Source organism: Stutzerimonas chloritidismutans AW-1, from assembly GCF_000495915.1.
Taxonomy (GTDB): domain Bacteria; phylum Pseudomonadota; class Gammaproteobacteria; order Pseudomonadales; family Pseudomonadaceae; genus Stutzerimonas; species Stutzerimonas chloritidismutans.
Window position 1 is genome coordinate 32,027 of the sequence record NZ_AOFQ01000051.1, and the last position, 22,311, is coordinate 54,337.

Here is a 22,311-nt window from a genome sequence, read left to right on the forward strand (position 1 = left end):
GCACGGTTTCACTGGGCTTGCAGCGTTTCTAGGCAACTCATAATCCTTTGGTCCACGGTTCGAGTCCGTGTGGGCCCACCACCTTTTAAAGCCGCGCACTGCGCGGCTTTTTCGTTTATCCCTGCTGACGGACGACTCAGCGACGCCGCCGGGTCCAGCCCTCCGCTCGCCGGCCGTGCCCATTCTCCATTAATAACCAAATCGCATATAAACATCAGGAAAGGTTTCTGGACTCTCTAAGCTGACGTCTCTATCTTGCGCCGCGGGCCCGTTGTTTCGACGCGCGCCTCAGTCGCCACCCTTAAGGACGTCCATGCTTCCAGAATCGCTGCCGCTGTTGTTCGTCTGCGCCTTGCTGATCTGGGTATTGGTGGCGTTCGTAAGAGAGAGCTGGAGCCCGGATATCGTCGTGGCGATTGCCGTGGCGGTGCTGCTGGCGACCCAGCTGCTGACGCCCGGGGAAGTGCTCGGCGTGCTGTCCAACTCGGCCCCGGTCACCATCGCCTGCATGTTCATCATTTCGGCGGCGCTCGAACGCACCGGCTGCATCGATGCGCTGGGCAACTGGCTCGGTAATCTGGTGGGCACCAGCCCTACACGAGTGCTGTTCGGCCTGACGATCACCGCACTGGTGATTTCCGCCTGCCTGAACAATACGCCGGTAGTGGCGATCCTCACGCCGGTGGCGATTTCCCTGGCCAAGCGCGCCGGCACGACGCCCTCGAAACTGCTGATTCCGCTGTCGTACGCCACGATTCTCGGCGGCACGCTGACGATGATCGGCACCTCGACCAACATCCTCGTCGATGGTGTGGCGCGCAAGGCTGGGCTGGCGCCGTTCGGCATGTTCGAGATCACCGGGGCGGGCTTGATCATGGCCGCCGCCGGCATGGTCTATCTGCTGACCATCGGCAAGCATCTGCTGCCGGAACGCGACACCCTGTCCAAGTTGCTCGGCCCGCGCCTTGATCGCAACTTCATGACCGAGCTGCGCGTGCCGTCGAACTCACCAGTGATCGGAAAGACCCTCGCCGAGGCCAACCTGAACGGCGGCAGCGGGCTGCAGGTGCTGCAGGTGAACCGCAACGCGCAGCTGTTCAGCCGCCCGGAGCATGACTTCACCCTGACCGCCGGCGATCTGCTGATGATCCATGGCCAGGTAAAGGACGTGGTGGAGCTGCGCGAAAGCGGCCACCTGACCTTTAACCGGGGCGACGCCTTCGAAACCATCAGCAGCGAAGACGTGATCCTTGCCGAAGCCATCGTCGGCCGCGGCTCGCGCTACAGCCATCGACCGATGCGCGACCTCGACCTATCCGCGCGCTACGGCATCAGCGTCTTGGCCGTACACAGGCAGGACGAGAACATTCAGGGCAACTTCGACGATTTCCAGCTGCAGTTCGGCGATGTGATGCTGGTCGAGGGCACGCCCGCGCAGATCAAGCGTTTCGCCGACAACGGCGAGCTGATCAGCCTCAACGCGATACAGGAGCGCGCCTTTCGTCGCGACAAGGCACCGATCGCGATCATCGCCACCCTGGCGGTCATGGTGTTGGCAGCCTTTGGCGTGATGCCGATCGAAGGCCTGGCGATAATTGGTGCGGCCGCGGTGTTGGCGACGCGCTGTCTGGACGTCGAGGACGCCTACAAGGCAGTCGACTGGAAGATCCTCAGCCTGATCTTCGGCATGCTGGCAATCAGCATCGCCATGGACAAAGTTGGCCTGGTACAGCTGGTCGTGCAGAACGTGACGGCCATTACCCCCTGGGCCGGCCCGCTGTTCATGCTGTCGTTCATCTACCTGCTGACCTCGATGCTCACCGAGATGCTGTCGAACAACGCGGTGGCCGTACTGATCACTCCGATCGCAATCGGCCTGGCCGAGCATCTGGGGGTCGACCCGCGCGCGTTCGTGGTCGCCGTGATGTTCGCCGCCAGCGCCAGTTTCGCCACGCCGATCGGCTATCAGACCAACACCTTCGTCTACAACGCCGGTGGCTACCGCTTCACCGACTTCCTCAAGGTGGGCATACCACTGAACCTGCTGTTGTGGGTCGTGGCGACGCTGGTGATTCCGCTGTTCTGGCCGCTCACGCCACTCTGACGGTAAGGCTTGCCCTGGATCATTGACCGTCCAGGCGTTCAGTTTCATGCTCTCGGGCCTTTGCCCCCGACGAACAAGAACAAGGAGCGCGCCATGAAACTGGAAACCCTCGCCATCCATGCAGGCTACAGCCCGGACCCGACCACCCGGGCGGTGGCGGTACCGATCTACCAGACCACTTCCTATGCCTTCGACGACACCCAGCACGGCGCCGACCTGTTCGATCTGAAGGTGCCGGGCAACATCTATACACGCATCATGAATCCCACCACCGACGTGCTCGAGCAGCGCGTCGCGGCACTGGAAGGCGGGGTGGCGGCACTGGCCGTTGCCTCGGGAATGGCGGCAATCACCTACGCCATCCAGACCATCGCCGAAGTCGGCGACAACATCGTCTCGGTCGCCAAGCTCTACGGCGGTACCTACAACCTGTTCGCCCATACCCTGCCGCGCCAGGGCATCGAAGTACGCTTCGCCGCCCACGATGACATCGCCGCCCTGGAAGCGCTGATAGACGAACGCACCAAGGCGGTGTTCTGCGAATCCATCGGCAACCCGGCGGGCAACATCATCGACCTAGCCGCCCTGGCCGAAGCCGCACACCGCCACGGCGTGCCGCTGATCGTTGACAACACCGTCGCCACGCCGATGCTCTGCCGCCCCTTCGAGCATGGCGCGGACATCGTCGTGCACTCGCTGACCAAGTACATGGGCGGCCACGGCACCAGCATCGGCGGCATCGTGGTCGACTCCGGCAAGTTTCCCTGGGCGCAGCACAAGGAGCGCTTCGCCCTGCTGAACACGCCCGATGTGTCCTACCACGGCGTAACCTACACCGAAGCGTTCGGTCCCGCCGCCTTCATCGGCCGCTGCCGCGTGGTGCCGCTGCGCAACATGGGCGCGGCAATTTCGCCATTCAATTCGTTCCTGATCCTGCAGGGGCTGGAAACCCTGGCGCTGCGCATGGAACGCCATTGCGAGAATGCACTGAAGGTCGCCGAGTTCCTGCAGGCGCATCCGCAAGTGTCCTGGGTCAAATACGCCGGGCTACCGGATCACCCCGAGCACGAACTGGCTCGCCGTTATATGGGAGGCATGCCGGCGTCGATCCTCTGCTTCGGTATCGAGGGCGGCATGGAAGCCGGCGCGCGCTTCATCGACGCGCTCAAGCTGGTGGTGCGGCTGGTGAACATCGGCGACGCCAAGTCCCTGGCCTGCCATCCAGCCAGCACCACGCACCGCCAGCTGAATGCCGAGGAACTGGCCCGCGCCGGTGTGTCACAGGACCTGATCCGGCTATCCATCGGTATCGAGCACATCGACGACATCCTCGCCGATCTGGCCCAGGCGCTGAGCGCGTCCAAGGGCTGACTCGCGCTTGATATCCGCCGCCGAGGCTCCACATTAAGGGCATACCGCCGTGGAGCCTCGTCATGACCGAATCCCTGATCGTCCCCTGCGCGCACTGCGCCAGCCTCAATCGTATCCCCGCGGACCGGCTGCACGACGCACCGCGCTGCGGTCGGTGCAAGGCCGAGGCGTTGCCAAACGCTCCGTTCGACTTGCAACAGAGCCAGTTCGCCAACCAGATCAAGGGCGACCTGCCGCTAGTGATAGATGTCTGGGCCAGCTGGTGCGGGCCCTGCCGCAGTTTCGCCCCGACCTTTGCGCAGGCTGCCAGTCAGCTCCAGGGCCGCTGCCGCCTGGCCAAGCTCGACAGCGAGGCCAATGCACAGCTGTCGACGCAACTTGGCATCCGCTCGATTCCCAGCCTGATCCTGTTCCGCAACGGCCGTGAGGTCGCCAGACAGAGCGGCGCCATGCCGTTGCCGCAGCTGATGGCGTGGCTGGCGCAGCACGGCGTGAGCTGACCACAGCCGCTGGCCGCAGACAGTCGTTGGAGTGACGAGTTCCGCATCAACTGCGACCTCCTATCAGGATATGTATCGCAATGTTTGCCTAGCGTTCATCGCACTTGGATAATGCCCGCACTTTTCGAGCGGCACTTCCAATGCAAGCACTACACGGACGTCTGCACGCCGGTCTCGCTACGAGAGCCGCGCGAGCATGAGCGCTATACGCTTCGACATCGACCAATGGCAGGCCTGGGCTCCGGGCCGCGCCTGCCAGGCCGACTGGTTGCGCTGGGCGAGTGCCAGTCAGTGGCCGGACGATCCCGAAGCGCAGCCGGATGTGTCCTTTCTGCCGGCGATGCAGCGCCGCCGCCTGAGTCGACTGGCACGAATGGTGTTCGCCGTCGCCCAGCCGCTCAGCGAAGGCCGTGCCCCGATGCCGCTGGTTTACGCCTCGCGCCACGGGGAAACCACCCGCAATTTCGCCCTGCTCAGCGATCTGGCCAACGCGCAGCCGCTCTCGCCAACCCAGTTCAGCCTTTCCGTGCACAATGCGATCGTCGGGCTCTGGTCGATCTTCCAGGGCGACCCCAGCGAAATGACCGCGATCGCAGCAGAGGGCGATGGCCTGGAACACGCGGTGCTCGAAGCTGCGCTGCTGCTGAACGAAGGCGCGCCGGCCGTGCTGCTGGTGATCGCCGAAGAATCGCCTCCCGAGGCCTACCGCCCCTGGATAGACGACTGCAGCATTCCCTATGCACTGGCGCTACGCCTGACCGCGGGCGACAGCTGGCAGCTGCAACTGCAGCCCACCGATGAAAGCCCGTCGCAACCGCAAGTCCATGCTCTGCAACTGATTCGGGCCTTGCTCCACGACCACTCCCAATTCACGCATCACTGGAAGACGCGCAAATGGAACTGGCAGCGGACTCGCTGAAGCGGCCCAACGCGCCGTGGCTGTGGCGACTCATCGCCACCGGCCTGTCGTTCGCCCTGTTCGGCATCGGCGGCCTGTGCCTGCGGCTGATCATATTCCCGCTGCTTTCGCTGCTCCCAGGTGATGCCGCCACCCACCGTCGCCGTGCGCGACAGACCGTGAGCAGGCTGTTCTGGCTATTCGTGCAGTTCATGTATCGCAGCGGCGTACTGACCTATGAAGTCGAAGGCGCCGAGCGGCTGGGGCGTCCGGGCCAGCTGATTATTGCCAATCACCCGTCGCTGATCGATGTGGTCGTGCTGATCGCCCTGATCCGCGACGCCAACTGCGTGGTCAAGCAGAGCCTGTGGGACAACCCCTTTACCCGTGGCCCGATTCGCGCCGCGCAGTACATCAGCAACAACGGCAGCGCCGAAATGCTCGACGAAGCCGCCGAGGCCCTGCAGCAAGGTCAGACCCTGATCATCTTTCCCGAAGGCACCCGCACCACGCCCGGGCAGCCGCCGCAGTTTCACCGCGGTGCAGCGGCCATCGCCCTGCGCGGCGCAAGGCTGGTGACGCCGGTAGTGATCAGCGTGACGCCAACCACGCTGACCAAAGCCGAGCCCTGGTATCGCATACCATCACGGCGTTTTCACTTTCATCTGCGCGTGGGCAGCGACATTGACCCACAGGCGTTCGCCGCCCAAGGCGCTGCCCCGATCGCCTCGCGGCGACTGAATGACCATCTGCACCGACACTTCATAAAGGAGCTCGCACTCGATGAGCCAACAACTACAACGTGAAATCAAGCAACTGATCATCGACGCGCTGGGCCTGGAAGACCTCGGTCCGGACGATATTGCCGCCGATCAACCACTGTTCGGCGAAGGCCTCGGGCTCGACTCGGTCGACGCGCTGGAACTGGGCCTGGCGATCCAGAAGCGCTTCGGCATCAAGATCGATGCGGACGCCAAGGACACTCGCAAGCATTTCGCCAGCGTCGACAGCCTGGCGGCCTTCGTCAGCGCCAACCGCGCCATCGCCTGAGGAGTATCTCCCGTGAACAGCCGCAACGAGATTTTCCAGACCCTGCGTGACGCCCTGGTCGAACTGTTCGAGCTCGAGCCCGAGCGCATCACCCTGGAAGCCAACCTGTATCAGGACCTGGAGATCGACAGCATCGACGCCGTCGACCTGATCGACCACATCAAGCGCCAGACCGGCAAGAAGATCGCCGCGGAAGAATTCAAGGCCGTGCGCACTGTGGGCGATGTAGTCGAGGCGGTGTACCGCCTGACCAATACGGAGACAGCCTGACCGACGCGAGCGACCTCACCACACGAGTGGCGCACGGCGTACCCAGGGCATTTCCGGACTTTTCTGATGCTGACATCTCTTTCCAAGATCCCGGCCGGCGTGACGCGGATGGCGGGTTTCGTGCTGCTCCTCATCGGGCTGGCATATCCCTTCGCCGTCTATTTCGGTATCGAGCACCTCTCGCCGCGGATCTTCGCGGCGCTCCTAGGAGCGCTCTGGCTGACCCGCCTGCTGAGTAAAGACGGTGCTGCAAGCCGCTGGACGGCCGGCACCGCGCTGCTGTTCTGTCTGCTACTCGGGCTGCTCGATAACGCCGCCCTGCTGCGCTGGTATCCGGTGCTGATCAACGCGGCCATGCTGGTGCTGTTCGCCGGCAGCCTGTTCAGCGGGATGCCGGTCATCGAGCGCCTGGCGCGCCTGCAGGACCCGGATTTGTCGCCTTCAGGTGTGCGCTATACGCGGCAGGTGACCAGGGTCTGGGTAGGCTTCTTCATCTTCAACGGCTCGATTGCTACAGCGCTGACGCTGTGGGCGCCGCTGGCCTGGTGGACGCTATACAACGGGCTGATCGCCTATCTGTTGATGGGCCTGCTGTTCTCCGGCGAGTGGCTTGTGCGTCAGCGTGTGAGGGGGCGCCCGTGAACTGGATTGGGCTGTGCGAACTTCTGGTTCGAAGCGCGCCGCGCCCGGTAACCGACACCCCCACGCTTGCGCTCGATCAGCTGCAGCAGAAAGCGCTGCAACTGGCCGGCGGCCTGCAGCAGCGCGGCGTGCGAACCATCGCTGTGCACCTGGAAGACGCCGGACAACTGGCTACCGCTATGCTTGGCGCCTGGCGCGCCGGGGTCCGCGTGCTGCTGCCTGCCGACCTGCAACCGGCCAGTAGGGCACGGCTGAGCCCGTTGGCGGACCTCTGGCTGACCGATCAGGCGGGCGACACCGCCCTTGCCGACCTGCAGGCGGCACCTCTTGCTGCCGCCGCGCTCGATCCCGAACTGCTCGGCCTGACACTCTGCACGTCGGGCTCCAGCGGCGAGCCCAAGCTGATCGACAAGCGCCTGCATCAGCTGGCCAGTGAAGTCGAAGCACTGGAGGCCCTGTGGGGCGCCGATCTCGGCGATTCCGCGGTGATTGGCAGCGTCGCCACGCAGCACATCTACGGGCTGCTGTTTCGGGTGCTCTGGCCACTCTGTGCTGGCCGCCCTTTTCTGCGACGCGCCCTGCCGTTCGCCGAAGACATGCAACGGGCCAGCCGTGAGCAGCGATCGTTCTGCTGGGTCGCCAGCCCCGCACTGCTCAAGCGCATGGGCGACAACCTCGACTGGCCGGCATTGCGTCAGGTGTGCCGGGTATTTTCCTCCGGCGGCCCGCTGCCAACAGAAGCTGGTGAATTTCTGCATCAGCGCCTTGGCCAGTGGCCCACGGAGATATATGGCAGCTCGGAAACCGGCGGCATCGCCTGGCGCCAGAGTGGCGAACTCTGGCAGCCGCTACCGGGCGTCGAGCTTGCCCAGGATGACCAAGGCGCGCTGCGCGTGGCGTCGCCGTGGCTTGGGCGCGGCCATGTGGAGCAGACCGCCGATGGCGCCGAGCTGCACGCCGATGGTCGTTTCGCCCTGCGCGGCCGGCTGGACCGCATCGTCAAGCTGGAAGAAAAACGCATCTCGCTGCCGATGCTGGAACGTGCGCTGGCCGAGCATCCGTTCGTCCGCGAAGCGTGCCTGGGGGTGATTCAGGACAACCGGGCCTATCTCGGCGCGCTCGTCGCCTTGAGCGATGCGGGGGTGTTCGCGCTACGCAATCAGGGGCGCCGCAGCGTCACCCAGGCATTGCGCAAACAGCTGAGCACCCACTGCGAGGCACTCGCCCTGCCGCGCCGCTGGCGGCTGGTGCGCGAGCTACCGGTCAATCCTCAGGGCAAGTTGCCACAGGCCGAACTGGATGCATGGCTGCAAGCACCTCGCACCCGTCAACCGGAGCGCCTGGCGCTGCAGTGGAAAGACGATCACTGGCAGATCGAGCTGCGCGTGCCGCTCGATCTGGCGCACTTCAGCGGCCATTTCCCGCGCACGCCGGTGCTGCCTGGCGTCGTCCAGATCGAGTGGGCGATGGACCTCGCGCGCGAACTGATCGACGACTTGCCGCCACGTTTCGGTGGCTTGGAAGTGCTGAAATTCCAGCAGCTCGCCCGGCCCGGCGACCGGCTGCAACTGAGCCTGCGATTCGATCATGAGCGCGGCAAGCTGTACTTCACCTATCACAACGACGACAAGCCCTGCTCGTCCGGGCGCATTCTGCTGGGAGCGCAGCCATGACCACTTTGAACGAGCTGCCACCCGTAGCGGCTGCAACCGCGGTGGTTCGAACGCATTTGCAGCCGGAAGACGACTGGTTCAAGCCCTGCGCGGTGATCCCGGTGTACAACCACGAGCGCAGCCTGCCCGCAGTGGTCGCTGCGCTGCGTGCCGCGGACCTGCCCTGCGTGCTGGTGGACGATGGTTCCTCCCCTGCCGCTGCGGCGGTCATCGACGAGCTGGCAGAGCAAGCTGAGGTCTTCCTGCTCCGTCATCAGTGCAACCAGGGCAAGGGTGGCGCGGTGATCAGCGGCCTGCGCGAAGCAGGGCGCCTGGGCTTCAGCCATGCGCTGCAGGTCGACGCCGACGGCCAGCACGATCTCTCCGGCGTCGGGCTGTTTCTCGATCGCGCCAGCCAGGCACCGGACGCGCTGATCTGCGGCTATCCGCACTATGACGCCAGCGTGCCCAAGGGCCGTCTGTATGCTCGTTACCTCACACACGTCTGGGTATGGATCAACACCCTGTCGCTGTCGATCCGCGACTCGATGTGCGGCTTTCGCGTCTATCCGCTGGAGCCGACGTTGGCGTTGATCGACCGCGTGCACCTGGGCCAGCGCATGGATTTCGACACCGAGATCCTGGTGCGTCTGCACTGGCAGCAGCAGCCGATGGTCTGGCTGCCGACGCGGGTGCATTATCCGGCCGACGGCGTCTCGCACTTCCGCCTCTGGCTGGACAATGCGCTGATCTCGGCCATGCATGCCCGGCTGTTCTTCGGCATGCTGCTGCGCGCGCCGAGACTGCTTGCCCGGCGCCTGCAGCGATGAGCGAAGCCCCGATGCCCTCGCACTGGGCCGCGCAGCGCGAACGCGGCAGTTTCGCCCTGATGCGCCTGACCGCCTGGGCGGTACGGGTGCTCGGCCGGCGCACCATGGCGCCGCTACTGTATCTGATCGTGCTGTATTTCTACCTCTTCGGCCGCAGCGCCCGTGACAGCGCGCGCCAGTATCAGGGCAACCTGACGCGCTGGAGCGGTCGCGCTGAACTGCAGCCAAGCACCCGCTCGGTCTATCGCCAGTTCATGAGTTTCGCCGAAGCGCTGCTGGACAAGCTCGATGTCTGGAGCGGGCGAGTCGGGCGGGAACGCCTGGTGATCCACGATCAGGCCAACCTGCACGCCAGCCTCGCCGGGCCGCGCGGTCAACTGCTGGTCGGCTCGCACCTGGGCAACCTGGAGATCTGTCGGGCACTGGCGGAAATGGGCGGCGAAGTACGGATGAACGTGCTGGTGCACACCCGTCACGCCGAGCAGTTCAATCGCCTGCTGGACCAGTCCGGCGCCGACAACCTGCGCCTGATCCAGGTCAGCGAGCTGGACCCGGCGACCATGCTGCAGCTGTCCCAGCGCCTGGAGCGCGGCGAATGGCTGGCCATCGCCGGCGATCGGGTGCCGCTGCATGGCGGGCGCACCGCCATGGCGGACTTCCTCGGTCAGCCGGCGGCCTTTCCCCAAGGGCCCTGGCTGCTCGCCGGCCTGCTGGAATGCCAGGTGAACCTGCTGTTCTGTCTCAAGCAGGACGGGCGCTTCCATGTGCATCTCGAGCCCTTCGCCGAACGCATCCGCTGGCGTCGCGCCGACCGCGACGCGGTGATCGCGCAGGCGGTGCAGCGCTACGCCGATCGCCTCGCCGCGCGCTGCCTGGAGGCACCCCTGCAATGGTTCAACTTCTATCCCTTCTGGAACACACAGGACCCGCGTCGTGACTGAGCCCGTGATCTTTGGTGAAAACCTTCTGCGCATCGAAGACGTGCTAGCCGTGGCGCAGCGCCGCGCGCCGGCACGACTGCAGGCGGACGAGGCCTTTCGCAGCCGCATCGCCCGTGGCGCACAGTTTCTCGACACCCTGCTGGACCGCGAAGGCGTGATCTACGGCGTTACCACCGGCTATGGCGACTCCTGCGTGGTGGCGGTGCCGCTGCATCAGGTCGAGGCGCTGCCGCAGCACCTGTTCACCTTTCACGGCTGTGGCCTCGGCAAGCTGCTGGACGCCGAGGCCACCCGCGCCGTGCTCGCCGCGCGCCTGCGCTCGCTGACCCACGGCATGTCCGGCGTGCGTGTCGAGTTGCTCGAGCGCATGCAGGCGTTTCTCGAACACGACGTGCTGCCGCTGATTCCTGAGGAAGGTTCGGTCGGCGCCAGCGGCGACCTGACCCCGCTGTCCTACGTCGCCGCCACCCTCGCCGGCGAGCGCGAGGTGCTGTATCGCGGCGAGCGCCGCAGCGCCGCCGAAGTGCACCGTCAGCTCGGCTGGACGCCCTTAACCCTGCGCCCCAAGGAGGCGCTGGCACTGATGAACGGCACCGCGGTGATGACCGGCCTCGCCTGCCTGGCCTATGCCCGTGCCGATTACCTGCTGCAGCTGGCGACCCGTATCACCGCGCTCAACGTCGTGGCACTGCAAGGTAACCCGGAGCACTTCGACGAGCGCCTGTTCGCCGCCAAGCCGCACCCCGGCCAGGCCCAGGTCGCCGCCTGGATTCGCCAGGACCTGGCCATCGACGCGCCCGCTGCGCCGCTGCATCGATTGCAGGACCGCTACTCCATCCGCTGCGCGCCCCATGTGCTCGGCGTGCTGGCCGACAGCCTGGGCCTGCTGCGCCAGTTCATCGAAACCGAACTGAACAGCGCCAACGACAACCCGATCATCGATGCCGACAACGAGCGCGTACTGCACGGCGGACATTTCTACGGCGGGCATATCGCCTTCGCCATGGACAGCCTCAAGAACCTGGTGGCCAACGTCGCCGACCTGCTCGACCGCCAGCTCGCCCTGCTGGTCGACACGCGCTACAACCACGGCTTGCCGAGCAACCTTTCCGGCGCGCCGGCCGCCACGGCGATGATCAACCACGGCTTCAAGGCGGTGCAGATCGGCGCCAGCGCCTGGACTGCCGAAGCGCTGAAGAACAGCATGCCGGCCAGCGTCTTCTCGCGCTCCACCGAATGCCACAACCAGGACAAGGTGAGCATGGGCACCATCGCCGCCCGCGATGCCCTGCGCAGCCTGGAGTTGAGCGAGCAGGTTGCCGCCGCCACGCTGCTCGCTGCCCAGCAGGGCGTCTGGCTACGCCAGCGCCAGGAAGGCGCGCGCCCGCTGCCCGCACCACTGGCAGCCATGCACGGCGAACTGGCGGAGTCCTTCCCGCCGCTGATCGAAGACCGCGCGCTGGAAGCCGAACTGCGCCTGTGTCTCGCACAGATCCGCAACCGGCACTGGAGCCTTTATGCGTAAGGATGGCGTACTGCAGGCCGAGGTCGAGATGCTCGTGCCGTTCTTCGATGTCGACTCCATGGACGTGGTCTGGCATGGCCACTACGTCAAGTACTTCGAGGTCGCCCGCTGCGCGCTGCTCGAACGCATCGGCCACAACTACCAGCAGATGCGCGACGCCGGCTATGCCTGGCCAATCATCGACGTTCAGTTGCGCTACATGCGCGGCGCCCGCTTCAACCAGCGCATCGTGGTGCGCGCCGATCTGGTGGAGTGGGAGAACCGCCTGAAGATCAACTACCTGATCCGCGATGCCGAAACCGGCGAACGCATGACCCGCGGCAGCACCGTGCAGGTCGCTGTGGAGATCGCCAGCGGCGAGATGCTGCTGGCCTCGCCCCGGGTGTTCGTCGAAGCGGTGGAGCGCGCCCTGACATGACACCGACCTTCAAGAAATGGCTGACCGCCATCGCCCTGTTGATGGTGGCCAACATGGCCACGGCGCAGACTTTCGACCTGCCACAGCTTGCCGAACAGCTGAGCGGGCCGGCCGTGGTGCGTGGCGACTTCATTCAGGAAAAGCATCTTCGTGCCCTGCCGCAGCCCCTGACCAGCCGGGGGCAGTTCGTGCTCGCCCGCGACCACGGCCTGCTCTGGCTGTTGCAGCAGCCGATCCGCCAGGACTATCGCATCACCGCCCAGGGCATCGCGCGGCGCAGCGAGCAGGGCTGGCAAGCCGTCGACCCGCAGGGCAGTTCGGCCCGGCAGAACCAGCTGTTCCTCGCCGTACTGAGCGGCGACACCCAGGCGCTGCAGCGCGACTTCGACCTGCAGCTGAAAGGCGACCCCGATGCGTGGCGTCTGCTGCTGACGCCACGCGGCGCGCTGCTCAAGCAGATATTCGCTGACATCGATATCCAAGGCGGCGAGACGGTGACTCGGATCGAGCTTAACGAAGCCCAGGGCGATCGCACGCTGATCCGTCTCCTCGATAGCCAGATCGACGACAGCCTCACGGCCCACGAGCAACGCGATCTTGTCGACTGAGCAACTGCAACCCCGGCGCTGGCCGGTCGCGCTCTTCTGCCTGGCGCTGCTCGGCCTGCTGGCGCTAAGCGCCTGGCAATGGCGCGACGGCCCGCCATTGAGCGCCAACCTGCTGCAACTGCTGCCCAGCGACAGCCATGACGCGCTCGAACAGCGGGCGACCGAACGCATGCAGGAACCGCTCAGGCGCGATCTGATGCTGCTCGTCCACCACACCGACGAGCGACAGGCCCGGCACTTGGCCACGCGCCTAGCCACCGAACTACGCAGCAGCGGCCTCTTCGCCCAGGTGCGCGACACGCTGCAGGACGATCTGTCGGCCGTCGCGCGCCAGCTGCGCGAGCAGTCCCTCGGTCTGCTCGCGACTGCCGATCGCCAACAGCTTGTCGACCATCCGGAGTCGTTCATCCAACAGCGCCTCGAGCGCCTCTACGACCCGTTCGCCGCCAGCCCGCTGCCGCTCGAACAGGACTGGCTCGGCATCGCCGGCCTGGCCCTGCAACGGTTGCCGCAGCTGGGCAACGTTCGCGCCGAGAGCGACGGCAGCCTGGTCGCCGAACATGCTGGTCAGCGCTGGCTGGTCGTACATGCGCGTGCGCAAGGCGATGCCTTCGATGAGGGCTCGCCGCAGCAGGTGGCAACCCTCGTCGAACGAGCTCGTGACGACATTGAAGCGGCGGGGGGCGAGCTGCTGAGTGCCGGCGGCGTGCTGCATGCTGCCCATGGCCAACACACGGCCCGTGCCGAGGCGAGCCTGATCGGCAGCCTGTCGCTGGGTACCACCCTGCTGCTGTTGCTCTGGCTGTTCCGCACGCCGCGCATCCTGCTCGCCGCCTTGCCGGTGCTGGTCGGCGCGCTGGCGGGGGCCGCCGCCTGCGTCGCGCTGTTCGGCCAGATGCACGTACTGACGCTGGTGCTCGGCGCCAGCCTGATCGGCGTCAGCCTGGATTTCCCGCTGCACTTCCTGTCCAAGAGCTGGACGCTGCAGCCTTGGCACGGCCGGCGCGCACTTGGCCTGATCCTGCCGGGACTCGCGCTGGCCCTGTTAACCAACCTAATCGGCTATCTGGCGCTGGCCTTCACACCCTTCCCGGCACTGACCCAGGTAGCGGTGTTCTCTGCGGCCGGATTGCTCGGCGCCTTCCTCTGCACCACCTGCCTGCTGCCCGTGCTGTTCAGCGGCCATTTGACTCCTTGGCCGCGCCCGCTGGGCTGGGCGCAACGCTGGCTGCAGCTGAGGCAGGCGTTACTGGCGCGCATCGCCACACCCTGGCTGCTGGCCGGCCTGGGACTGTTTTGTCTCGGCGGCGTGCTGCAGCTGTCGTTCAAGGACGATCTGCGCCAGTGGGTCAGCAGCGCACCCGAATTGCAGCAACAGGCTGAGCGCATCGCTGCGATCACCGGTTTCCAGCCCACCAGTCAGTATTTCCTCGTGCGTGCGGAAAATGCCGACACCCTGCTCGAGCGTCAGGCGCAGCTGAGCCACCGCCTGGACGCTCTGCAGACCGAGCAGCGGCTGGTTGGCTACCTCGCCTTGAGCCAGTTGCTCGCGCCGGGACCGGAGCAGGCACGGTTGCGCGCAGCCCTGGCGCAATTGCTCGCCGCCAGCCAGCCGCTGACGGCGCTTGGCGTCGACGTCGACACCCTGCGGGCCGAGATCGAGTACCTGCAGGCGCAACCGCCGCTGACCATCGAGGCGGCACTGGCCGGCCCGCTGGGCGAAGCCTGGCGAGCGCTCTGGCTTGGCAAAACGAGCGATGGCGTAGCCGGGCTGATCAGCCTGCAGGGATTGCGCGACAGCACAGCGCTGGTAGCCATCGCCAGAGATGTGCCCGGCACGACGCTGGTCGATCAACCCGCCAGGCTCAACCAGCTGTTCGCCGCAACCAAACTGCAGGCCGCCGAACTCAAGGTGCTGGCCAGCCTGCTGATCTTCGCCCTGCTCTGCCTGCCGTTCGGCGCCACAGGCGCCTTGCGCTGCATCGCGGTGCCGTTGCTGGCGGCGCTGGCAAGCCTGGCCAGCCTCGGCTGGCTGGGTCAGCCGCTGACCCTGTTCGGGCTGTTCGGCCTGCTGCTGGTCACGGCGATCGGCGTCGATTACGCGATCCTCATGCGCGAGCGGGTCGGCGGTGTTGCAGTCAGCCTGGTCGGCACGCTGCTCGCGGCCACCACCACCTGGCTATCGTTCGGCCTGCTGGCGATTTCCAGCACGCCGGCGGTGAGCAACTTCGGCCTCACGGTCAGCCTCGGGCTGGCGTTCAGTTTCTTCCTGGCCCCCTGGGCCACCATCGAGCAAGATCCACCACCACATGCAGGGAGGCCCTATGGCGCCGCTTGAGTTGCAACACCGTGAAGTCGTGATCATTGGCGCCGGGCCTTCCGGCGCCATCGCCGGCGCGCTGCTCAAGCGCAAGGGTCACGATGTATTGATCATCGAGCGCCAGCGCTTTCCGCGCTTCTCCATCGGCGAAAGCCTGCTTTCCCACTGCCTGGACTTCATCGAGGAAGCCGGCATGCTCGAGGCGGTGCGCACCGCGGGCTTCCAGACCAAGCACGGCGCGGCCTTCGGCTGGGGCGAGCGCTATACGGATTTCGACTTCCGCGACAAATTCACCGCCGGCCACGGCAGCACCTACCAGGTCCAGCGCGCCGACTTCGACAAGCTGCTGGCCGACCAGGCCGAGCTGCAGGGTGTGGAGATTCGCTACGAGGAAGAAGTCACCGCAGTGGACTTCGGCGGCGAACGGCCGTGGTTGCAGATCCGTCGAGCCGACGGCAGCGAGTACCGCGTCGACGCCGCCTTCGTGCTCGATGCCAGTGGCTACGGCCGCGTGCTGCCGCAGCTGCTTGACCTGGAGGCGCCATCGGGCTTCCCGGTGCGCCGGGCGATCTTCACCCATATCGAGGACCGCATCGACGATCCACGCTTCGACCGCGAGAAAATTCTCATCACCACCCATCCCGAGCTGCGTGACGTCTGGTACTGGACCATCCCGTTCAGCAACGGCCGCTGCTCGCTGGGCGTGGTCGCCAGTGCCGAGCGCTACGAAGGCCGACCGGTGAATCTGGATGCCTGCCTGCGCGAGTTCGTCCAGGAGGCGCCAAACCTCAAACGCATACTCAAGAATGCCGAATGGGATACCCCGGCGCGTCTGATCGGCGGCTACTCGGCCAACGTCAAGAGCCTGCATGGTCAGGGCTTCGCCCTGCTCGGCAATGCTGCCGAGTTCCTCGACCCCGTGTTCTCTTCCGGCGTAACCATCGCCATGCGCTCGGCGCACATGGCCGCCGCCGTATTGCACCGCCAGTTGAGCGGAGAAACGGTGGACTGGGAGACCGAGTTCGCCACTCCGCTCAAGCGCGGGGTCGATACCTTCCGGACCTATGTGGAGGGTTGGTACGATTGCAGCTTCCAGGACGTGATCTACTACGAACATGCCCAGCCGGAGATCCGCCGGATGATCAGCTCGATCCTCGCCGGCTATGCCTGGGACGAAAATAACCCCTATGTCGCCGAACCCAAACGCCGTCTGCGCGTACTGGCCGAACTCTGCTCGGCGGATGCCGGTGCGTGAGCAGACTGAAATGATACGGCTGCTGTTCGGCCTGTGCTTCGTGCTGCTGGCGGGCTGCGCGGCGCGCGCGCCGCTGCCGGCAACCACGCCAGCGCTGGTCGTGCCGCTGCAGCTGCATGTGCAGCGCCAGGGGAGCGAGCCGGCGGACTGGTTGCTGGTGGTCCAGCGCGAAGACGCCGCACTGCGCTGGACGCTGCTCGATCCGCTGGGCATTCCGCTCGCGCGGCAACAACTGCGCGACGGCGACTGGCACGCCGATGGGCTGCTACGACCCAATCCAGAGGCGCGCGAACTGTTCGCCGCACTGCTGTTCGCCTTGACCGAGCACGATCAACTTGCCGCCTTGTATGGCAGCGCGGCCGAACAGCATGATCCCGCTGAGCGAAGGCTGCGCCAGGCTGGCGACGTGCGTTGGCAGGTGCGCTATCGATCGGCACTGAGCTTCGAACTCGACGTGGCGCCGGGTCTGACCTATGGTGTCGCCCCCTTGCCCGACATGACCGGAAGCCAGCACCGATGACCGCCTACCTCAACGCCCTCGGCGTGATCTGTGCGCTCGGCAGCGGCAAGGCCGAGGTCGCCGGACGGCTGTTTGCCGGCGATACATCGGGCATGCAGGTTCACCCGCAGCCGGTGGCCGGCCGTCGGTTACCAGTGGGAGCGGCCCGCTGCGCACTACCAGCTTTGCCCTGCGACGATCCGCGTCATGCCACGCGCAACAATCAGCTGTTGCTGGCTGCCGCGCTGCAGATTGAAAGCGATATCCGAACGGCCATCAGCCGTTACGGCCAGAATCGTATTGGCATCGTGCTGGGCACCAGCACCACGGGCATCCAGGAAGCTGCGCAAGGTATTGCCGGCCTGCTGCACGACGGCGCCTTTCCGCCCGGCTACCACTACGCGCATCAAGAGCTGGCGGCACCGGCAAGCTTTCTCGGTGAATGGCTGCAACTGGCCGGCCCCTGCTACTCGATCTCCACGGCCTGCACCTCCAGCGCCCGTGCGCTGCTCAGCGCCAAGCGCCTGCTCGATGCCGGGTTATGCGACGCGGTGCTCTGCGGCGGCGTCGACAGCCTGAGCGATCTCACCCTGCAGGGCTTTTCCGCGCTGGAAGCCACCAGCGAGACGTTGTGCAACCCGTTCTCGCGCAACCGCAACGGCATCAACATCGGTGAGGCAGCAGTGCTGTTCCTGATGACCCGCGATACCGACGGCGAAACCAACATCGCCCTGCTCGGCGGCGGTGCGAGTTCCGACGCCCATCACATCTCAGCGCCCGATCCCGACGGCCGCGGCGCCCTGAGCGCGATGCGCCAGGCGCTGGCCCGCGCCAACTGCACACCCAAGCAGATCGCCTACCTCAACCTGCACGGCACTGCCACGCCCCACAACGACGCAATGGAGAGCGTCGCCGTCGCCGCGCTGTTCCCCCATGGGGTGCCCTGCTCATCGAGCAAGCCGCTGACCGGCCACACCCTCGGCGCGGCCGGCGCGCTGGAGGCGGCGTTCTGCTGGTTGTCGCTATCACCCCTGAATCCCGATCAGCAGCTGCCACCGCACCGCTGGGATGGCGAGCCCGATCCGGCGTTGCCGGCATTGCTTCTGGTAGCAGCGGGTACCCGAATGAATCCAACAAGGCCGCGACGAATGATGAGTAATTCCTTCGCCTTCGGTGGCAACAACATCAGCCTGATTCTGGGGGATGCTCGGTGATCGACTGGCCCATCGCCGAGCTGCTGCCGCATGCCGGCGACATGATTCTGCTCGACGGCGTCGAGCGTTTCGACGACGACAGTGTGGAAACCGTGCTGCAGGTGCGTGCCGACGGCCTGCTCAGCGCCGCCGACGGCAGCCTGCCGGCCTGGGTCGGCGTGGAGATCATGGCGCAGAGCGTCGCCGCGTTCGCCGGCTGCCACGCACGCCAGGCCGGCCAACCGGTGGAGCTGGGCTTTCTGCTCGGTACCCGTAGCTACCAGTGCAATGTCGAAGCGTTTCCGGCTGGCGCCGACCTCCGCGTCCGTGCCCATCGCTCTCTGCAGGACGATAACGGCATGGGCGTCTTCGAATGTCATCTCGACGGGCCCGGCATCCATGCCGAGGCCCGCCTGAACGTGTTCCGCCCGCCCGAAGTGGCGAGTTACCTACAAGAGTCTGCCCCATGAGTGAAACCGTCCTCGTCACCGGCTCCAGTCGCGGCATCGGTCGCGCCATCGCGCTGCGTCTGGCCCAGGCTGGCCACGACATCGTGCTGCACTGCCGCTCGCGTCGCGACCAGGCCGAAGCGGTCCAGGCCGAGATCCAGGCGATGGGTCGCAGCGCGCGCATCCTCCAATTCGACATCGCCGACCGCGCCGCTTGCCGGCGTGAGCTGGAAGCCGACGTCGAAGCGCACGGCGCCTACTACGGGGTGGTCTGCAACGCCGGCCTGACCCGCGACGGCGCCTTCCCGGCGCTGACCGACGATGACTGGGACCAGGTACTGCGCACCAACCTGGACGGTTTCTACAACGTGCTGCAGCCGCTGAGCATGCCGATGATTCGCCGCCGCCAGCCGGGGCGCATCGTCTGCATCACCTCGGTTTCCGGCCTGATCGGCAACCGCGGCCAGGTCAACTACAGCGCTTCGAAGGCCGGCGTCATCGGTGCGGCCAAGGCCTTGGCGGTGGAGCTGGGCAAGCGCAGGATCACCGTCAACTGCGTTGCACCCGGGCTGATCGATACCGATATGCTCGATGCCGAACTGCCCATCGAAGAAATGCTGAAGATGGTTCCGGCGCAGCGCATGGGCACCCCGGAAGAGGTCGCCGGTGCGGTGAATTTCCTCATGTCCGCCGAGGCGGCGTATATCACCCGGCAGGTCATCGCCGTCAACGGAGGGCTGTGCTGATGGGCGGCAGACGTGTAGTCGTCACCGGCATGGCCGGCATCACCTCGCTGGGCAGTGACTGGGCAAGCATCGAAGCCAAATTCAGCGCTAACCGTAGCGGCATCCGCCGCATGCATGAGTGGGATCGCTTCACCGAGCTGAACACCCGGCTGGCCGGTCCCGTGGACGACTTCGTCGTACCGGCGCACTGGACGCGCAAGCAACTGCGCAGCATGGGGCGCGTATCAAGGCTGTCGGTGCTGGCCGCCGAGTGTGCGCTGGCCGATGCTGGCCTGCTGGACGACGCCTTGATCCGCGACGGCCGCATGGGCGTCGCCTGCGGTTCCTCCACCGGCAGCACCGAGGAGATCAAGGCGTTCGGCAACATGCTGCTGAATTCGGTGGCAGACGGGCTCAATGCCAATTCCTACATCCGCATGATGCCGCACACCACGGCGGCCAATATCAGCATCTTCTTCGGCCTCACCGGTCGGGTGATCCCGACCTCCAGCGCCTGCACCAGCGGCAGCCAGGGCATCGGCTACGCCTACGAGGCGATCAAGTTCGGTCGGCTGCCGCTGATGCTCGCCGGCGGTGCCGAGGAGCTGTGCGCCACCGAGGCCATGGTCTTCGACGCCCTCTACGCCACCAGCCTGAAGAATGACGCACCGCATACCTCGCCACGCCCCTACGACAGCGACCGGGACGGCCTGGTGATCGGCGAAGGCGCCGGCATGCTGGTGCTCGAGGAACTGGAACATGCGCTGGCCCGCGGCGCGACGATTCACGCCGAACTGGTCGGTTTCGGCAGCAACGCCGACGGCCAGCACGCCACCAAGCCCGAGCAACTGACCATGCGCCGGGCCATGGAGCTGGCTCTGGAAGATGCCGGGCTCGCACCGGCGGCCATCGGTTACGTGAACGGCCATGGCACCGCCACCGAGCAGGGCGACATCGCCGAAACCCAGGCGACCCAGGCACTGTTCGGCAGCAGCATGCCGATCAGCTCGCAGAAGTCTTATCTCGGCCACACACTGGGCGCGTGCGGGGCGCTGGAGTCCTGGTTCAGCATCGAGATGATGAACCGCGATCGTTACATCCATACGCTCAATCTGGATTCGGTCGACCCGCGCTGCGGCGAGCTCGACTATCTGCAGGGTGCGCCGCGCGTCATGCAGCACGAATATGTAATGAACAACAATTTCGCCTTTGGCGGGATCAATACCTCGCTGATCTTCCGCCGCTGGGCCTGATTTTCACCCACAACCGCAAGGAAAAAGCCGATGAGAGCAACCGCATGGATAGGCACAGCGCTGACGCTTCTGGTACTGCCAGGCATCAGCCAGGCCCGTGATACCACCCACTACCTGCCGTTCGACGCCGTTGTCGCCGAGGCCACCCAGGCCGGCCGCCTGGATGGCAGCGTCAAGTTCTACCTGGCCGGCAAGACGCCGAAGAATGCCAAGGTCGTGCGTAGCGGTGTTACCACCAGCAAGAAGACCAACGCCTTCAACAAGACGGACGAAGGCGCCTGCAGCTGGGCGCTGCAATCGGCGCTGATCGCCATGCAGCAGGCCGCCAAGGCTGCCGGCGCCAATGCCGTGGTGAACATCGCCAGCAACTACAAGCACGTCGAGTACAAGGACAGCGAGAAATACGAATGCCATGCTGGCGCCATCATGGCTGGCGTCGCGATCAAGGCTGATCTCGCCAACGTCCGTTGATCATCCCGGGCCGATGCGCGGGCTAAGCATCGGCTCTACATGCCTCCATCGATGCCCGTCGGAACGATTGGCGGTGCCGTCGAGTCCACTGAGCATCAGTGAACTCGACTGGAGCGCCTCATGTTCGGCAAGTCTTCGCACACCTTCGAAATCAACTACATCTACCAGAACGACCCACGCGCCGAGACCTACGACGCGGATGTCGACAGCCTGTCCCAGGGTGAAGCCGCGCGCCATCTCATCCAATTGCACAATGCCGATGCCGAGAACAGCCTGGTGATGCCGAAGGCCGACGCCGACGAGGCGCGGCTGCTGGAGCAGGCCGAAGTCATGGGCATCACCGATATCCGCGTGACCCGTGTTCCGAAACAGGACAAGGGCGAAACACCCGCTCATTACAAGCAGCCCTGAACCACCATTGCGGGTGCGGCGTCAGCGCTGCCGCAATGCCTCGCGCGTCACCAGATCCATGAAGGCCTGTGCTAGCGGCGACTGCTCCTGGCGGCGCTTGACCAGCCACACGGCTGTGGTGGCGTCCTGATCCGACAGAGTGCGGAAGCGCACTCCGTCGATACGGATACGGCGAAAGGATGCCGGCAGCACCGACACGCCCAATCCCGCCGCGACCAGTCCGATAATTGTCAGAGCCTCGTTCGCTTCCTGCGCGATGCGCGGGCTGAATCCCGCCTGTCGCGCCAGATTGAGCAACTGATCGTAGAGCCCGGTGCCGTAGCTGCGCGGAAAGAACACGAAGGGCTCGTCGGCCAGCTCCGCCAGAGCCAGGCCCTCCTCCCCTGCTTCGGCAAGCGAATGCCCCGTATGCATCAGCGCTACCAGTGGCTCGCTGAACAGCTCGACGGTCTGCAGGCCCGGCGGCAAGACAAAGGGACGGATCATGCCGACCTGCAGCGTCTCGTCCTGCACCGCGTCGATCACCTGCTTGCTGGTCATCTCCTGCAGCGCGAGGTGCACCGCTGGGAAGGCCTGGCGGAAGGCCAGAATCGCCCGCGGCAGAATCGACGTAAAGGGCGCTGACGAGGTGAAGCCAACCTGCAACTCGCCGATCTCACCCTGCTCGGCACGCCGCACCACATCGACCGACTTGTCCACCTGAGCCAGCGTGCGCCGGGTCTCGTCGAGAAACAGCCGCCCCGCGTCGGTCAGCGACACCCGGCGGTTGGTGCGATCGAACAGGCGCACGCCCAGTTCCTGTTCAAGGGCCTGGATCTGCTGGCTAAGCGGCGGCTGAGAGATGCGCACCAGTTCGGCTGCTCGACCGAAGTGCAGCTCTTCGGCCACTGCCACGAAATAGCGTAGATGTCTCAGTTCCACGTGCG

24 protein-coding genes are annotated in these 22,311 nt (G+C 65.6%); 23 read left to right on the forward strand and 1 reads right to left on the reverse strand.

Annotated elements, in window-relative coordinates:
* The first annotated feature begins 271 nt into the window (after window positions 1-271).
* The 23 genes from F753_RS40630 to F753_RS40740 all read left to right on the forward strand — a co-directional run bounded on the left by F753_RS40630 (window position 272) and on the right by F753_RS40740 (window position 21,385).
* Window positions 272-2,104, forward strand: a complete 1,833-nt coding sequence (locus tag F753_RS40630; protein WP_342418078.1) for an SLC13 family permease — start codon at window positions 272-274, stop codon at window positions 2,102-2,104.
* A gap of 93 nt (window positions 2,105-2,197) precedes the next feature.
* On the forward strand, window positions 2,198-3,475 hold the full coding sequence (locus F753_RS40635; RefSeq protein WP_023446002.1) for a bifunctional O-acetylhomoserine aminocarboxypropyltransferase/cysteine synthase: 1,278 nt from the start codon (window positions 2,198-2,200) through the stop codon (window positions 3,473-3,475).
* A 62-nt stretch (window positions 3,476-3,537) separates the two neighbouring features.
* Complete coding sequence (trxC, locus tag F753_RS40640; RefSeq protein ID WP_023446003.1) at window positions 3,538-3,975, forward strand: thioredoxin TrxC; 438 nt, start codon at window positions 3,538-3,540, stop codon at window positions 3,973-3,975.
* Between the two features lie 196 nt (window positions 3,976-4,171).
* Complete coding sequence (locus tag F753_RS40645; RefSeq protein ID WP_023446004.1) at window positions 4,172-4,894, forward strand: beta-ketoacyl synthase chain length factor; 723 nt, start codon at window positions 4,172-4,174, stop codon at window positions 4,892-4,894.
* Window positions 4,870-5,679, forward strand: a complete 810-nt coding sequence (locus F753_RS40650) for a lysophospholipid acyltransferase family protein (RefSeq protein ID WP_023446005.1) — start codon at window positions 4,870-4,872, stop codon at window positions 5,677-5,679. The genes F753_RS40645 and F753_RS40650 overlap by 25 nt, the downstream gene beginning before the upstream one ends.
* Window positions 5,657-5,923: a phosphopantetheine-binding protein gene (locus F753_RS40655; protein WP_003301002.1), complete on the forward strand. Its 267-nt coding sequence runs from the start codon at window positions 5,657-5,659 to the stop codon at window positions 5,921-5,923. Before F753_RS40650 ends, F753_RS40655 begins: the two co-directional genes overlap by 23 nt.
* A gap of 12 nt (window positions 5,924-5,935) precedes the next feature.
* A complete protein-coding gene (locus tag F753_RS40660; RefSeq protein ID WP_023446006.1) occupies window positions 5,936-6,193 on the forward strand; it encodes an acyl carrier protein in 258 nt (85 codons plus the stop codon).
* A gap of 66 nt (window positions 6,194-6,259) precedes the next feature.
* Entirely contained in the window at window positions 6,260-6,835 is a 576-nt protein-coding gene (locus tag F753_RS40665; RefSeq protein WP_023446007.1) for a COG4648 family protein, read from the forward strand.
* On the forward strand, window positions 6,832-8,508 hold the full coding sequence (locus F753_RS40670; RefSeq protein WP_023446008.1) for an ApeI family dehydratase: 1,677 nt from the start codon (window positions 6,832-6,834) through the stop codon (window positions 8,506-8,508). The genes F753_RS40665 and F753_RS40670 overlap by 4 nt, the downstream gene beginning before the upstream one ends.
* Window positions 8,505-9,317: a glycosyltransferase family 2 protein gene (locus F753_RS40675; protein ID WP_023446009.1), complete on the forward strand. Its 813-nt coding sequence runs from the start codon at window positions 8,505-8,507 to the stop codon at window positions 9,315-9,317. The genes F753_RS40670 and F753_RS40675 overlap by 4 nt, the downstream gene beginning before the upstream one ends.
* Complete coding sequence (locus F753_RS40680) at window positions 9,314-10,258, forward strand: lysophospholipid acyltransferase family protein (protein WP_023446010.1); 945 nt, start codon at window positions 9,314-9,316, stop codon at window positions 10,256-10,258. The genes F753_RS40675 and F753_RS40680 overlap by 4 nt, the downstream gene beginning before the upstream one ends.
* Window positions 10,251-11,783 carry an HAL/PAL/TAL family ammonia-lyase gene (locus tag F753_RS40685; protein ID WP_023446011.1) on the forward strand — a complete coding sequence of 511 codons (1,533 nt, stop codon included), beginning with the start codon at window positions 10,251-10,253 and terminating at the stop codon, window positions 11,781-11,783. The genes F753_RS40680 and F753_RS40685 overlap by 8 nt, the downstream gene beginning before the upstream one ends.
* Window positions 11,776-12,201: an acyl-CoA thioesterase gene (locus tag F753_RS40690; RefSeq protein WP_023446012.1), complete on the forward strand. Its 426-nt coding sequence runs from the start codon at window positions 11,776-11,778 to the stop codon at window positions 12,199-12,201. The genes F753_RS40685 and F753_RS40690 overlap by 8 nt, the downstream gene beginning before the upstream one ends.
* Window positions 12,198-12,809 carry an outer membrane lipoprotein carrier protein LolA gene (locus F753_RS40695; protein ID WP_023446013.1) on the forward strand — a complete coding sequence of 204 codons (612 nt, stop codon included), beginning with the start codon at window positions 12,198-12,200 and terminating at the stop codon, window positions 12,807-12,809. Before F753_RS40690 ends, F753_RS40695 begins: the two co-directional genes overlap by 4 nt.
* Window positions 12,799-15,147: an MMPL family transporter gene (locus F753_RS40700; protein WP_023446014.1), complete on the forward strand. Its 2,349-nt coding sequence runs from the start codon at window positions 12,799-12,801 to the stop codon at window positions 15,145-15,147. Before F753_RS40695 ends, F753_RS40700 begins: the two co-directional genes overlap by 11 nt.
* A complete protein-coding gene (locus tag F753_RS40705) occupies window positions 15,134-16,384 on the forward strand; it encodes an NAD(P)/FAD-dependent oxidoreductase (protein WP_023446015.1) in 1,251 nt (416 codons plus the stop codon). The genes F753_RS40700 and F753_RS40705 overlap by 14 nt, the downstream gene beginning before the upstream one ends.
* A gap of 10 nt (window positions 16,385-16,394) precedes the next feature.
* Window positions 16,395-16,904 carry a DUF3261 domain-containing protein gene (locus F753_RS40710; protein WP_031298031.1) on the forward strand — a complete coding sequence of 170 codons (510 nt, stop codon included), beginning with the start codon at window positions 16,395-16,397 and terminating at the stop codon, window positions 16,902-16,904.
* Entirely contained in the window at window positions 16,901-18,097 is a 1,197-nt protein-coding gene (locus F753_RS40715; protein WP_023446017.1) for a beta-ketoacyl-[acyl-carrier-protein] synthase family protein, read from the forward strand. Before F753_RS40710 ends, F753_RS40715 begins: the two co-directional genes overlap by 4 nt.
* Window positions 18,094-18,546: a hotdog family protein gene (locus F753_RS40720; RefSeq protein ID WP_023446018.1), complete on the forward strand. Its 453-nt coding sequence runs from the start codon at window positions 18,094-18,096 to the stop codon at window positions 18,544-18,546. Before F753_RS40715 ends, F753_RS40720 begins: the two co-directional genes overlap by 4 nt.
* Window positions 18,543-19,271: a 3-oxoacyl-ACP reductase FabG gene (gene fabG / locus F753_RS40725; RefSeq protein ID WP_023446019.1), complete on the forward strand. Its 729-nt coding sequence runs from the start codon at window positions 18,543-18,545 to the stop codon at window positions 19,269-19,271. The genes F753_RS40720 and fabG overlap by 4 nt, the downstream gene beginning before the upstream one ends.
* Window positions 19,271-20,503, forward strand: a complete 1,233-nt coding sequence (locus F753_RS40730; protein WP_023446020.1) for a beta-ketoacyl-ACP synthase — start codon at window positions 19,271-19,273, stop codon at window positions 20,501-20,503. Before fabG ends, F753_RS40730 begins: the two co-directional genes overlap by 1 nt.
* A 30-nt stretch (window positions 20,504-20,533) precedes the next feature.
* Entirely contained in the window at window positions 20,534-20,974 is a 441-nt protein-coding gene (locus F753_RS40735) for an excinuclease ATPase subunit (RefSeq protein ID WP_023446021.1), read from the forward strand.
* Between the two features lie 120 nt (window positions 20,975-21,094).
* Window positions 21,095-21,385 carry a hypothetical protein gene (locus F753_RS40740; RefSeq protein WP_023446022.1) on the forward strand — a complete coding sequence of 97 codons (291 nt, stop codon included), beginning with the start codon at window positions 21,095-21,097 and terminating at the stop codon, window positions 21,383-21,385.
* A 21-nt stretch (window positions 21,386-21,406) separates the two neighbouring features.
* On the opposite strand, the gene F753_RS40745 is transcribed toward F753_RS40740, so the two are convergent.
* A complete protein-coding gene (locus F753_RS40745; RefSeq protein WP_023446023.1) occupies window positions 21,407-22,306 on the reverse strand; it encodes a LysR family transcriptional regulator in 900 nt (299 codons plus the stop codon).
* Between the last annotated feature and the right edge of the window lie 5 nt (window positions 22,307-22,311).